The sequence below is a fragment of the Streptomyces rubrogriseus genome (assembly GCF_027947575.1).
Lineage (GTDB): Bacteria > Actinomycetota > Actinomycetes > Streptomycetales > Streptomycetaceae > Streptomyces > Streptomyces rubrogriseus.
Genome location: NZ_CP116256.1, coordinates 5971697 through 5985631, shown reverse-complemented (window position 1 = coordinate 5985631; position 13935 = coordinate 5971697). Strand labels below are relative to the sequence as shown.

Genomic DNA, 13935 nt, shown 5'->3' with positions numbered 1-13935 from the left:
CCGTTCGGGGGTAGTGAGACCCACATCACGGATTACACGATGGCACAGAGCCGCCCGGCAAGGTCCGGCACCGAGGAGGACAGATGACGACGGCCACGGAGCTGTTCCGCACCGCACGGGACTTCCTGCTGGAACACCGCGAGGACTACACCGCCGCCTACGAGGGGTTCCGGTGGCCCCGCCCCGGGAACTTCAACTGGGCGCTGGACTGGTTCGACGTCATCGCCGAGGGCAACGGGCGCACCGCCCTGCACATCGTCGAGGAGGACGGCCGCGAGGTCCGGGTCTCCTTCGCCGAGATGTCCGCCCGCTCCAACCGGGTCGCCAACCGCCTGCGCGAGTGGGGCGTCGGCCCGGAGGACCGCATCCTCGTGATGCTCGGCAACCAGGCCGAGCTGTGGGAGACCGCGCTGGCCGCGATGAAACTGCGCGCGGTCGTCATCCCGGCCACCACCCTGCTCGGCCCCGCCGACCTGCGCGACCGCGTCGACCGCGGCCGGGTCGCGCACGTGATCGCGCGCGCCGAGGACACCGGCAAGTTCGACGACGTGCCGGGCGACTACACGCGCGTCGCCGTGGGCGGCGAAACGCCGGCCGCCGGCTGGCGGGCCTACGAGGACGTGTACGGCGCCCCGGACACCTTCACCCCGGACGGCCCGACCGCCGCCGACGACCCGCTGATGCTGTACTTCACCTCCGGCACCACCGCCCGCCCCAAGCTGGTCGAGCACACCCACGTGTCGTACCCCGTGGGCCACCTGGCGACCATGTACTGGATTGGCCTGAAGCCCGGGGACGTCCACCTCAACATCTCCTCGCCCGGCTGGGCCAAGCACGCCTGGTCCAACCTGTTCGCGCCGTGGAACGCCGAGGCGACCGTCTTCCTGTACAACTACACGCGGTTCGACGCGACCCGCCTGATGGCCGAGATGGACCGGGCCGGGGTGACCACCTTCTGCGCCCCGCCCACCGTGTGGCGCATGCTCATCCAGGCCGACCTCACCCGGCTCGCCACCCCGCCGCGCGAGGTCGTCGCCGCCGGTGAGCCGCTCAACCCCGAGGTGATCGAACAGGTCCGCCGCCTGTGGGGGAGGACCATCCGGGACGGCTTCGGCCAGACCGAGACCGCCGTCCAGGTCTCCAACAGCCCCGGCCAGGTGCTGAAGACCGGCTCGATGGGCCGCCCCAGCCCCGGCTACCGCGTCGAGCTGCTCGACCCGGTGACCGGCGCGCCCGGCGCCGCCGAGGGCGAGATCGCCCTGGACCTGTCCGGCCGCCCCGTGGGCCTGATGACCGGCTACCACGGCGACCCCGACCGCACCGCCGAGGCGATGGCCGGCGGCTACTACCGCACCGGCGACATCGGCGCCCGCGACGAGGACGGCTACCTCACCTACGTGGGCCGGGCCGACGACGTGTTCAAGGCCTCCGACTACAAGATCAGCCCCTTCGAGCTGGAGAGCGCGCTGCTGGAGCACGAGGCGGTCGTCGAGGCCGCGGTCGTGCCCGCCCCGGACGAACTGCGCCTCGCGGTGCCGAAGGCGTACATCGTGCTCGCGGCGGGCTGGGAGCCCGGATCGGACACCGCGAAGGTGCTCTTCGAGCACTCCCGCGACACGCTCGCCCCCTACAAGCGGCTGCGCCGCCTGGAGTTCGGCGAGCTGCCCAAGACCGTCTCCGGCAAGATCCGCCGCATCGAACTGCGCGAGGCCACGGCGGCCGGTTCCGCGAACGAGTACCGCGAGGAGGACTTCCGGTGACCGCACCCGCGCCCCAGCCGTCGTACGCGCACGGCACCAGCACCACCCCGCTGCTCGGCGACACCGTAGGCGCCAACCTCGGCCGTGCGATCGCCGCCCACCCGGGCCGCGAGGCCCTCGTCGACGTCCCGTCCGGACGGCGCTGGACCTACGCCGAGTTCGGCGCAGCCGTCGACGAGCTGGCCCGGGGGCTGCTCGCGAAGGGCGTCACGAGGGGCGACCGGGTCGGCATCTGGGCGGTCAACTGCCCCGAGTGGGTCCTCGTCCAGTACGCCACCGCCCGCATCGGCGTCATCATGGTGAACGTCAACCCGGCCTACCGGGCCCACGAGTTGGAGTACGTCCTCAAGCAGTCCGGCATCACCCTGCTGGTCGCCTCGCTCGCCCACAAGAGCAGCGACTACCGGGCGATCGTGGAGCAGGTCCGCGGCCGCTGCCCCGCGCTGCGCGAGACCGTCTACATCGGCGACCCGTCCTGGGACGCGCTCACCGCGGGCGCCGCCGCGGTGGAGCAGGAGCGGGTCGACGCCCTCGCCGCCGAACTGAGCTGCGACGACCCGGTCAACATCCAGTACACCTCCGGCACCACCGGCTTCCCGAAGGGCGCCACCCTCTCCCACCACAACATCCTCAACAACGGCTACTGGGTGGGCCGCACGGTCGGCTACACCGAGCAGGACCGGGTCTGTCTGCCGGTGCCCTTCTACCACTGCTTCGGCATGGTCATGGGCAACCTGGGCGCCACCTCCCACGGCGCCTGCATCGTCATCCCGGCCCCGTCCTTCGAGCCGGCGGCCACGCTGGAGGCGGTGCAGCGGGAGCGGTGCACGTCCCTGTACGGCGTCCCGACGATGTTCATCGCCGAGCTGAACCTGCCGGACTTCGCCTCCTACGACCTCACCTCCCTGCGCACCGGCATCATGGCGGGCTCGCCCTGCCCGGTGGAGGTGATGAAGCGGGTGGTCGCCGAGATGCACATGGAGCAGGTCTCCATCTGCTACGGCATGACCGAGACCTCCCCGGTCTCCCTGCAGACCCGCATGGACGACGACCTCGAACACCGCACCGGCACCGTCGGCCGCGTCCTGCCGCACATCGAGGTCAAGGTCGCCGACCCGGTCACCGGCGTGACCCTGCCGCGCGGCGAGGCGGGCGAACTGCGCACCCGCGGCTACAGCGTGATGCTCGGCTACTGGGAGGAGCCCGGGAAGACCGCCGAGGCCGTCGACCCGGGCCGCTGGATGCACACCGGGGACCTCGCGGTGATGCGCGAGGACGGATACGTGGAGATCGTCGGCCGCATCAAGGACATGATCATCCGGGGCGGCGAGAACGTCTACCCGCGCGAGATCGAGGAGTTCCTGTACGCCCACCCGAAGATCGCGGACGTCCAGGTCGTCGGCGTCCCGCACGAACGCTACGGCGAGGAGGTCCTGGCCTGCGTCGTCGTGCGCGACGCCGCCGACCCGCTCACCCTGGAGGAACTGCGCGCCTACTGCGCCGGGCAGCTCGCCCACTACAAGGTGCCCAGCCGCCTCCAGCTCCTCGACTCCTTCCCGATGACCGTGTCGGGGAAGGTGCGCAAAGTGGAGTTGCGGGAGCGGTACGGAGCGTGAGACAAGAGGGCCGGTTCGCCCGCCAATCCCGGTGATCGTCCGTTTTGATCTGGTGGACATGTGAAGGAACTGTTGTTTGGATAAGGCGAGTTGACAAAGTCTCGTGGCGCCGTCCGGGAGTGCGCCCTGAGTTCGTCCTGCCTGCGGACTCAGTCACTCCTCCGAGGGCGCTCAGCCAGTTAGGACGTGCTTTGAGACCCATCGCTCGTACAGGTGTGGCCGTCTGTCTGGCGACGGCGGCTGCCGTCGCCTGGACCGCCTCTTCCTCGGCCCAGCCGTCTCCGCCCGCGACCGCCACCGTCGCGGACGAGGGCCCCGGCTACGCCGTCGAGGACTTCAACTACCCCGGGGCAGACAAGATCCAGGAAGAACAGGGCCTCGTCCTCAAGCGGGGCGACGGGCACATCGTGCTCGCCGAGTGCGGCAGCGAGAGCGGCCTCATGGAGCTGTGGGTGCGCTACCGGCCCGAACACGTCTGCTTCCGCGTCACCGGGAACAGCGGCTACCTCAGCGTGGAGATTCCCGCGGTGTACGGCATCAAGGGTGCCGCGGACCAGTCCGCCGACGTGACGATGACCGTCGACAACGAAGAGTCGCACTACGAAATCCCCGCCGGCGCGCTCACGAACGTGGGCGAGACCGCCGATCCCGAGGGCCGCGACCACATGCTCCTGGAGATCACCACCACCAAGTAGTCGCCGCCGCCTCGCAGCCGTCCTGCCGGGACATCGTTGTCGGCGGTGATCCGGTGATCCGGTCGCCGTGGGGGGTCATGCCCGTCCGGCCCGGGGCCTTCGTGTGCCCTGTGCCGGGCCGGTTCTCCCGTGGGCAGGGTGCTGCGTCGCGGCAGCGCACGTCTCGTTCTTCCTCTCATCCACCGTCGGTGGCGCTCAGGCATGCCCAAGGGCCGCCGACCGCAGAACGATCGGGAGTCGATTCTTGAACACCACGTACTGGAGCAGACGCCGGGTCCTGAGCGTGGCTGCCGCCACGACGGCGGCGGCAGCGCTGCCCCTCACCGCCACCGCCCGGGTCTTCGCCGCCACGGCCGCGTCGGGTGACGCCCCCAACCTGCCGTCGCTTCCCGACACCGCCCGCGCGCGAGCGGTGACCGCATGGCAGACCGGCGGAAAGGCGACCAAGGCCGCCGCGGCCGCCGCTCTCGTCGGCACCGACGCCGACGTCGAGGAGTTCGTCGCCACGAAGCTGCCCGCCGCAGTCGCCGAGGACAACCAGGTCGCCCTCTTCAAGGCGCTCGCCCTCGCGGGCAAGGGCACCACGGCGGCCGTCTCCGACGCTCTGACCGCCGGGGACGCGGCCATCGAGGCCTTCCTCGCCGGTGGGTACGAGGCGGCGCAGCGGGAGGACATGAGCGCCCTCACCTTCACGCTGAAGGGCCTGGGCGGCAGGAGCGTCAAGGCCGCCGCCGACACCGCGCTGAACGACGGCTCCGGCGACGCCCTGCTGAAGTTCATCACCGAGACCCAGTTCACGGCGCGCCTCGAGGACGAGACGGCCGAGGTGTTCAAGCTCCTCAACGGCGCCGGACCCGAACTGACCACGTACGCGCAGCGCGCGCTGAACGACGGCAGTGCCGACGCCATCCGCTGGTTCCTGGAGATCGGCCAGAACATAGCCCGGGCGCGCGACGAGGAGGCCGCGTCCATCGAGCAGCTCGTCGCCGTGACCCAACGGCAGTCCGCGCGCGCCGAGTTGTCGACGGAGAAGGCCAAGGAGGAGTCGGACAAGGCGAAGAAGGCCGCAGCCGCGGCCAAGGCGGCGGCACAGGAGGCCGCCGCCGAGGCGCAGGCCGCGAAGGAGGACGTGGCGAAGTCCGCCGCCGCCGCCCGCAAGGCGGCCAGCGCCGCCAAGGGCGCGGCCAACGCGGCGACGACCGCCATCTCCGCTTCCTACGCGGCCCAGACCGCGGCCCGCAAGGCCGCCTGGGCCGCCCACGCGGCGACGTCCGCCGCGGCCACGGCCGCACGCGCCGCCTCCACGGCCTACCAGGCCGCCATGGCCGCGTCGAAGGACGCGTCGAAGACGGCGGCCGCGAAGAACGCCGCCGTCGCCGCCCGCAACGCCGCCGCCAAGGCACGGACGGCCGCCGCGGCCGCCGACCAGGCCAAGATCGCCTCCGCCCAGTCCGTGGTGGTAGGCAACTCGGCCGCCGCAGCCGCGCGGGACGCCGCGGTCGCCGCCAACGCGTCGGCCACCGCGGCCGGTGCCGCCGGTGCCGCCAAGGCGGAGGCGGCCGCCGCCCGTGCCGCCGCCCAGCAGGCGGATGCCCAGGCGGCTCGTGCCACCCGCGCCGCCTCCGCGGCACAGTCCCTGGCCAACAAGGCGGCGGCCGCGGCCGGAGCCGCGCGCGACGCGGCCAACTCCGCGGCCGCTCACGCCGAGAAGGCCGCCGCCGCGGCCGAGGAGGCCGCGAAGGCCGCGGGCCAGGCCGTCGACTTCGCCAACAAGAGCACCGCCTGGGCCGCCGACGCCCAGGAGGCGGCCGACGCCGCGATAAAGGCGGTGCTGGACGCCCAGGCCGTGGAGAAGGAGGCGCGCGAGGCGGAACTGGCCAAGCTCGAGGAATACGCCGATCAGGGCAAGGCGGAGGCCGTCGAGCTCGCCAGGATCGAGCAGCAGGACAACGAGAACGCCCGTAATCAGCTGACCCAGCAGCAGGCCATGGACTCGGCCACGCGGGACCTGATCGCGGCGGCCGAGCAGGCACTCGCGGCCGGAGACCGCGCGACCGCCGTCGAGCAGGGCCGCAAGGCCTGCTTCAGCCTGTGCTCCTCCAGCGGCACCTGGACCCGCGAGGCGGCGGCGTTCGCCCTCGCCGCGGGCGAGGAATCGGTCCTGAACTGGGTCGACACGGACCGGTCCATCGCGCAGAAGCAGGACGACCGCGAGACCGTCCTGTTCATCGCCCAGGTCTCCACCGTCGACGTGGCGAGCGCGGCGCAGACGGCGCTGGAGTCCTCGGACGATGCCGCCCCCACCGCGTTCCTCACCACCGGCGCCATCGACGCCGCCCGGGAGGACCAGACCGCGGCGATCTTCCGAATCCTCGGTGAGAATCCCGGCAAGGCGGTCACCCAGGCGGCGACCGAGGCGCTCAACGACGGTTCGGCGAAGGCGGTGCACGAGTTCTTCACCGTCAAGTACGGGCCGGCGCTGGCGGAGGACGACAACGTAGCCGTCTTCTCGAAGCTCGACTCCGCGGGTCCGTACACCAAGACGGCCGCTACCGTGGCGCTCGAGGGCCCGAGCTGGATGCGCCGCAACTTCGTCAACACTGTGTACCAGCGGATGCTGCAGATCGACGCGGACGCCGCCGCGCACATCGCCGCGATGCAGGCGCTGCTCGCCCAGGCGGCCAAGCACGCTCAGGACGCGGTGACGAACGCGGCCTACGCGCAGAAGGTGGCGGCGGAGGCACGCAAGGCGGCAGAGGACGCGCAGCGGTGGGCCACGGCCGCCTCGAAGTCCGCCGAGCAGGCTGAGGAGTACAAGAAGCAGGCGGACGCCCACGCGGACGACGCCGAGAAGTCGGCGAAGGAGGCCCAGGCCTCCGCCGAGAAGGCGAAGAACGCGGCCCTGACCGCACGCACCGCCGCCCGGCACGCCAACTACTCCGCCAACCGGGCGACCGCGGCCGCCGCATCGGCGGTGGTGTCCGCCAACAACGCCCAGGCCTCGGCGAACTCGGCCCGTGCCTCGGCGACGCAGGCAGGCAAGGACGCGAGGGAGGCGGCGGCGGCCGCGTCCGAGGCGAAGCAGATCTACCACCAGAAGCGCAGGCAGGAGCAGATCGAGGCGGCGAGGAAGGCCAAGGAGGAGGCGAACAAGGCCAAACAGAACGCCATCGACCAGGCCGACACCGCGGAGAACGACGGGGTGAAGGAGCCGGGGACCTTCCTCGGCGCCGACAAGGACGAGTGGCGGAGCGCCGCTTCCACGCTCGGCACCATCTCCACGTGGACCGGATACGCCGCCGCGGGCAGTCTTCTGGTCCCGCCGCCGTTCGGGGAGGCGGGCTTCGCGTTCTTCGGAGGCGTCTCCTTCCTCACGGGCGTCGCCAGCACGGTCATCTACGGTTTCACCGACGGCATCATGTCCGAGGAATTCCTCACCTCGGCATTCAGTGTCGCGATCGGTGTTTTCACCACCGGTCTTCCCTGGGGCAAGTTCGGGGGCACTGTCGGCGCGATCGACGACGCGTTCCGCGGACTGGGGGCGGGTGCCATGTCGGTCGGCGTCCAGGCCCGGCGCGTGGGTGCGGCCATCCTGTCCCCGGCCACCAGTACGGTTGTTGATGCCGGAAGGGCCGTGGGTGACGCCGTCAGCGATACCTGGCACGATCTGACGCCTTGGTGAAATGACAATGGTAGTCTCCTGGGCGGGATTTCAATGCTCGAGGAGCAGCGGGAAATATCCTGCTCAGGAGGCTTCCGACCGTGACTGCTGACATCACCACAACCCAATGGTTCCTGGTTTCGGCAGGCGTCACTGTCATATACATGGCTGCGATGGCATGGGTCATGCCGACACCCAAGGCAAGGCTGCGCATGGTCCTGGTCCCGCCTGCGGGCTGGGTTTTCCTGCTGCCCAGTGCTGTGGTGAAGAGTTATTCCGTCGCGCACACCTTGTACATCTACTGTGGCGCCCTCTTGATGTTCGTCGTTATGTTCGTACCCGTTGCGAAAAGAGTTGCGGCCGATATCGCGGAACAGGAAGAAAAACCCTGGGACAAAGTTCCGGTCAATATGCCCTCGTTGTACTGGATGTTTGGGTCGGCCACGGTCTGCATCGGGGTGGGGGCATATTTCTGGCACTTCGTTGATTGAAAGTTGAGGAGTTATCCGTGCACCGCGCGAGACCAGTGGGCCACCCCCGATCCATACGCTTCGCCGCACTAGCGGTCGCCCTTGCCGCGGGCTCCGCGCTCATGACGGCGTCACCGGCCGCCGCCGTCACCGGCCCCGCCGCCGCCGACTCCGACACCACGCACGCCTACACCGCGCAGCTGGTGATCGGCGGCCACGACCGCGGCTGCTCCGGCGTCCTGGTCGACACCGAGTGGCTGCTGACCGCCGCCAGTTGCTTCGCCGACAACCCCGCCGAGAGCCTCGCGGTGCCCCCGGGCAAGCCCGCCCTCGCCACCACCGCGACCATCGGCCGGGCCGACCTCACCGGCACGGGGGGCGCGGTCCGCAAGGTCGTGGAGCTGGTGCCGCGCACCGACCGTGACGTGGTACTGGCCCGGCTGAACCGCCCGGTCACCAATGTCACCCCGCTCGCCCTGGCCACCACCGCCCCCACCGCCGGCGAGGAGCTGACGCTCGCCGGGTACGGCCGCAGCGCGTCCGAGTGGGCGCCGCTGAACCTGCACACCGGCGTCTTCTCGGTGGACGCGCCGGACGCCACCACCGCGACGGTGACCGGCAAGGACGGCGCGGCCGCCTGCATGGGCGACACCGGCGGCCCGCTGGTGCGCACCGCGGACGGCACCCGGCGGCTGGCCGCCCTGAGCAGCCGTTCCTACCAGGGCGGTTGCTTCGGCATCGACGCCGCCGAGACGCGCACCGGCGGCATCGTCGCCCGCGTCGACGACCTCGGCTCCTGGGTGGCGTCCAAGACCGGCGCCAACCGGATCACCGACTTCAACTGCGACGGCGTCGAGGACGTCGCCGTCGCCGACCCGATGGCGGACGTCGACACACACGCCAAGGCGGGCCTGGTCAGGGTCGTCTACGGCGGCGGCAAGGGCACCGCCGAGATCACCCAGGACCTCGACTGGGTCCCCGGCGGCTCCGAGGGCAACGACCAGTTCGGCACCGCGCTGGCCGTCGTCGACTACGACGAGGACGGGTGCAGCGACCTCGCGGTCGGCACTCCGCGCGAGAACCTCGGCGAGGCCGTCGACGCGGGCATGGTCGACATCCTGCACGGCGGCCGGGGCGGTCTCGGCACCTCGGCGACCAAGGCCACCCACTTCGAGCAGGGGGCCGGAAACGGGACCATCGGCGCCTCCGCGTCGGAGACCGGCGACCTGATGGGGCAGGCACTCGCGGCCGGTACCACCGCCGCCGGTGAGCCGTTCCTCGCCATCGGTGTACCGGGCGAGAGCCTCGGCACCGTCGCCAAGGCGGGCCAGGTCTACTACGTCCGGGGCGGCACCAACGCGGGCATCCACCAGGACCGGCTGGACGTGCCCGGCGCCGTCGAGGCGAACGACGGTTTCGGCGCGGTGCTCGCCGCCGACGCCAACCACCTCGTCATCGGCGCGCCCGAGGAGGCCATCGGCGCGGACGCCGCCGCCGGCAACCTCGCGGTCTTCTCGCACACGCTGAACAGCGAGAAGCGGCCCACCCCGCTGTTCGGTCTCGACCAGGACCTGGACACCGTCTCCGGCGGTGCCGAGGCCGGTGACCGCTTCGGCGCGGCCCTGGCCCTCGCCCCGTACCGTCCGTCCGGTGCGGCGCGCGCCGACGAGTCGATCCTCGCGGTCGGTTCACCGGGCGAGACCCTGAGCATCAACGGTGCGAACAAGGCGGAGGCGGGCAGCGTCTACACCTTCCGGATCGCCGCCGACGGCACCTACAAGCAGCTCAACGGCTTCTACTCCGGCACCAACGAGGACGACGTCTCCGGTGCCTCGGAGGCGGGCGACCACTTCGGGTCCACCCTCACCGCCGTCAACACCGCGCCGCGCGCGGTGAGCACCACGGCGACGATGAAGCTGGCCGTCGGCATCCCGGACGAGGCACTCGGCTCGGCGGCCAGTGCCGGCGCGGTGCACGTCTTCTCGCTGCTCGGTTCGCCCGGCGCCAACGACAAGTGGATCGAGTCCGGCGACGGCGACGGCATCCCAGGGACCCCGGGCGCGAACCAGCGCCTCGGCTCCAGTCTCCACTTCACCGGCACCCACCTGTACGTGGGCATGCCCTACGGTCCGACCAGCACCGGTGCGCTGTACGCCCTGCCGATGTCCAACGTGACCCTCGGCGAGACCAACACCGCGGTCACCGCCTACCAGCCGGGACAGGGCGGTCTCCCCGCCTCCGGCACCACCTTCGGGTTCGCGGCGAGGTAGCCGCCGCGTCAGTCCCGGCCGGCCGTGGCGTCCAGCGCCACGGCCGGCGCGTTCGCCGGGCGCGGCACGCCCGACGGGTCGAGCACGAACAGCGCGACGTCCAGCAGGTCGCCGCGGACCCGGGCGTCCTCGGCGTACCCGGCGAGCGAGAAGTACACCCCCCGCGCCGACTCCGCCATGGCCGTCAGCCACAGGCACTCCACGTCCCGCACCGAGGCCGGGCCCACCGTCGGATCCACCTGGACGACGAGGCCGGGCGCCGCCAGTCCGATGCCGGACAGCGGGCGCTGGTCCGCGCGGCGCACGTCCCGGTGGCCGAGGCCGCGCAGGTACAGCACGGCGGCCGTGACCGCGTCGCGGGCGGTGCGGACCGGAACGGCCCGGTGCGCCGGGACCCGTGACCCCGGAGTGCGCCCGGACCGGCCCGCGGCCGCGGCGTCCACCGGCACGCACAGCACCGTCCCGCAGGGGCAGCCCAGCTCCGGCCGCGGCCACCGGCTCTCGGTCCCGCAGGCCGCGCAGCGCACCCCGATCCACTCCTCGTCCCAGGCCCGCCGGGTGACCGCGGTGGCGGCCCCGCGCGGATCCAGCTCCGGGGCGACGGGCGCCCCGCACACGCAGGGGTACGACGGTGCCGTGTAGCGGTGCCGGCGCCCGCAGGCGGTGCAGCACACCGAGATGGTCTCGGACATGACCCCATCGTCCTCTCTTGACGGCCCCCGGCTGCCCACTTACATTACTTCCAGATCGTAGAAAACAAATTTCGCTATACGGAAGTTGCTACGGAAGAAGCTCACCGCGGGGCGCGACGGGAGTGCGAATCCGACAGCCGGATCAGGAGTACTCGATGGCTCGTATGACCGCTGCCCGAGCGGCAGTTGAGATCCTCAAGCGCGAGGGCGTCACCGACGCGTTCGGTGTGCCCGGTGCGGCGATCAACCCCTTCTACGCGGCGCTCAAGGCGTCCGGCGGTGTCCAGCACACCCTCGCCCGTCACGTCGAGGGCGCCTCGCACATGGCCGAGGGCTACACCCGCACCCACCCCGGCAACATCGGCGTCTGCATCGGCACCTCGGGCCCGGCCGGCACCGACATGATCACCGGTCTCTACTCGGCGATCGGCGACTCGATCCCGATCCTGTGCATCACCGGCCAGGCGCCGACCGCCGTGATCCACAAGGAGGACTTCCAGGCCGTCGACATCGCCTCGATCGCCAAGCCGGTGACGAAGATGGCGGTCACCGTCCTGGAGGCCGCGCAGGTCCCCGGGGTCTTCCAGCAGGCGTTCCACCTGATGCGCTCCGGCCGTCCCGGCCCGGTCCTGATCGACCTGCCGATCGACGTCCAGACGACCGAGATCGAGTTCGACCCGGAGACCTACGAGCCGCTCCCGGTCTACCGGCCCACCGCCACCCGCGCCCAGATCGAGAAGGCGATCGGCCTGCTCAACGCCGCCGAGCGGCCGCTGATCGTGGCCGGCGGCGGTGTCATCAACGCCGACGCCGCCGACCTGCTGGTGGAGTTCGCCGAGCTGACCGGCACCCCGGTCGTGCCGACCCTGATGGGCTGGGGCCTGCTGCCCGACGACCACGAGCTGAACGCCGGCATGGTCGGCCTCCAGACCTCGCACCGCTACGGCAACGCGACCTTCCTGGAGTCCGACTTCGTCCTCGGCATCGGCAACCGCTGGGCCAACCGCCACACCGGCAAGCTGGACGTCTACACCGCCGGGCGGAAGTTCGTCCACGTCGACGTCGAGCCGACCCAGATCGGCAAGATCTTCGCCCCGGACTACGGCATCGCCTCCGACGCCAAGGCGGCCCTGGAGCTGTTCGTCGAGGTGGCGCGCGAGCTGAAGGCGGCCGGCAAGCTGCCCGACCGCTCCGCGTGGGCCGCCTCCGCGCAGGAGCGCAAGGCCACCCTCCAGCGCCGTACGCACTTCGACGACATCCCGATCAAGCCGCAGCGCGTCTACGAGGAGATGAACAAGGCCTTCGGCCCGGAGACCCGGTACGTCTCCACCATCGGCCTCTCCCAGATCGCCGGCGCCCAGATGCTGCACGTCTACCGGCCGCGGCACTGGATCAACTGCGGCCAGGCCGGCCCGCTCGGCTGGACCGTCCCGGCCGCCCTCGGCGTCGCCAAGGCCGACCCGGACGCCCAGGTCGTGGCGCTCTCCGGCGACTACGACTTCCAGTTCATGCTGGAGGAGCTGGCCGTCGGCGCGCAGCACCGGATCCCGTACGTGCACGTCCTGGTGAACAACTCCTACCTGGGCCTGATCCGCCAGGCGCAGCGGGCGTTCGACATCGACTTCCAGGTCAACCTGGAGTTCGAGAACATCAACTCGCCCGAGCTGGGCGTCTACGGCGTCGACCACGTCAAGGTGGCCGAGGGCCTGGGTTGCAAGGCGATCCGGGTGACCGACCCGAACGAGCTGGGCGCGGCCCTGGAGCAGGCCAAGAAGCTGGCCGCCGAGCACCGGGTGCCGGTCGTCGTCGAGGCGATCCTGGAGCGCGTCACCAACATCTCGATGTCGGGCACCAACGACATCTCCAACGTGGTGGAGTTCGAGGAGGTGGCCACGGAGCCGGGGCACGCCCCGACCGCGGTCAGGACGCTGAAGGTCTGACGGACCCGGCGCCCAGGGCCGAGAGCGGCCCGTCCCACTCCTCGGGGGGACGGGCCGCTCTCACCTGTGTACGGGCCCCACGTGTGCGGGCCCCACGTGTGCGAGCCCCCACGTGTACGGGCCCGTGGTGTGCGGGCCCTACGTGTGTACGGAGCCCATGTGCGCGCGCTCAGTCCGAGCCGCCGCCGCCCCCCGAACCGCAGCCGCCCGAATGGTCCCCGTGGCCCGTGCCGCCCCAGTCGCCCGAGACCGAGTCCTCGTACTCGTCGCGCCACCTCAGGAACCTGCCCCGGCCCAGCGAGAAGCGCACCCCGTCGGCCGGTGCGCCCGGGTCCATCAGTCCGGTCCGCAGCGCGAAGCGGGGCAGGAGCAGGCGCAGGGCGGCATCACCGTGCAGGGCGACCGCGAGCAGCGTGTCCTCGTCCGTCAGCCCGTGCCTGACCGCCGGCAGCGGATGCCGCTCCCGCCAGAACGCCACGCGCCGGCGGGCACCCCGGGTGGGCCTGAGCCAGGGGTGGGTCAGCAGTCCGTCCTCCGCGAGCGGGATGCGGGTCAGGGCCAGGGCCAGCCGCACGTCGGCGTGCCGGACCAGCTCGCGGGCGGTGAGCGGCTCGCGCAGGCAGTCCAGGACGGTCCCCTCGAACGGCCCCAGTCCCTCCGGCTCCGGGCCCGTCGCGCACAGCGTCCGGCCCGGGCCGGTCTCCACGGCGCCCAGCAGGTGCAGGGCTACCACCGCCACCGTGACGGCGGCCCGCGGCCCGCCGCCCAGCAGCGCGACCTCGTGCGGCTCCCACCCGATCTCCGTGCCACCGTCCACGACACCACCCCCGT

At 71.7% G+C, this 13935-nt stretch carries 9 protein-coding genes; 7 read left to right on the top strand and 2 right to left on the bottom strand.

The window, feature by feature from the left end:
* Positions 1-83: 83 nt before the first annotated feature.
* The 6 genes from ibuL (at position 84) to Sru02f_RS27020 (ending at position 10472) form a co-directional block, all read left to right on the top strand.
* A complete protein-coding gene (gene ibuL / locus Sru02f_RS27045; RefSeq protein ID WP_109029596.1) occupies positions 84-1760 on the top strand; it encodes an isobutyrate:CoA ligase IbuL in 1677 nt (558 codons plus the stop codon).
* Positions 1757-3376, top strand: coding sequence for a linear/branched/unsaturated fatty acid:CoA ligase LbuL (gene lbuL, locus Sru02f_RS27040; protein ID WP_109029595.1), 1620 nt, complete (start codon positions 1757-1759; stop codon positions 3374-3376). The genes ibuL and lbuL overlap by 4 nt, the downstream gene beginning before the upstream one ends.
* A gap of 215 nt (positions 3377-3591) precedes the next feature.
* A complete protein-coding gene (locus tag Sru02f_RS27035) occupies positions 3592-4071 on the top strand; it encodes a hypothetical protein (protein WP_244941736.1) in 480 nt (159 codons plus the stop codon).
* A gap of 244 nt (positions 4072-4315) precedes the next feature.
* Entirely contained in the window at positions 4316-7753 is a 3438-nt protein-coding gene (locus Sru02f_RS27030; protein WP_373103583.1) for an ALF repeat-containing protein, read from the top strand.
* Positions 7754-7833: 80 nt separating this feature from the next.
* Positions 7834-8223, top strand: coding sequence for a hypothetical protein (locus tag Sru02f_RS27025; protein ID WP_244941735.1), 390 nt, complete (start codon positions 7834-7836; stop codon positions 8221-8223).
* 101 nt (positions 8224-8324) lie between these two features.
* Positions 8325-10472 carry a trypsin-like serine protease gene (locus tag Sru02f_RS27020; RefSeq protein WP_167469315.1) on the top strand — a complete coding sequence of 716 codons (2148 nt, stop codon included), beginning with the start codon at positions 8325-8327 and terminating at the stop codon, positions 10470-10472.
* Between the two features lie 8 nt (positions 10473-10480).
* On the opposite strand, the gene Sru02f_RS27015 is transcribed toward Sru02f_RS27020, so the two are convergent.
* On the bottom strand, positions 10481-11164 hold the full coding sequence (locus Sru02f_RS27015; RefSeq protein ID WP_109029592.1) for a hypothetical protein: 684 nt from the start codon (positions 11162-11164) through the stop codon (positions 10481-10483).
* Between the two features lie 155 nt (positions 11165-11319).
* On the opposite strand from Sru02f_RS27015, the gene gcl reads away from it, so the two are divergent.
* On the top strand, positions 11320-13104 hold the full coding sequence (gene gcl, locus Sru02f_RS27010) for a glyoxylate carboligase (protein WP_109029591.1): 1785 nt from the start codon (positions 11320-11322) through the stop codon (positions 13102-13104).
* Between the two features lie 169 nt (positions 13105-13273).
* Here gcl and Sru02f_RS27005 read toward each other — a convergent pair whose 3' ends face one another.
* Entirely contained in the window at positions 13274-13921 is a 648-nt protein-coding gene (locus tag Sru02f_RS27005) for a TIGR04222 domain-containing membrane protein (protein ID WP_109029590.1), read from the bottom strand.
* Positions 13922-13935: the final 14 nt, after the last annotated feature.

Excerpts from the sequence above, each read along its gene's own strand:
- Sru02f_RS27020 (WP_167469315.1), top strand. The coding sequence starts at position 8,325 with ATGACGGCGTCACCGGCCGCCGCCGTCACCGGCCCCGCCGCCGCCGAC.
- gcl (WP_109029591.1), top strand. The coding sequence starts at position 11,320 with ATGGCTCGTATGACCGCTGCCCGAGCGGCAGTTGAGATCCTCAAGCGC.
- Sru02f_RS27015 (WP_109029592.1), bottom strand. The coding sequence starts at position 11,164 with ATGTCCGAGACCATCTCGGTGTGCTGCACCGCCTGCGGGCGCCGGCAC.
- ibuL (WP_109029596.1), top strand. The coding sequence starts at position 84 with ATGACGACGGCCACGGAGCTGTTCCGCACCGCACGGGACTTCCTGCTG.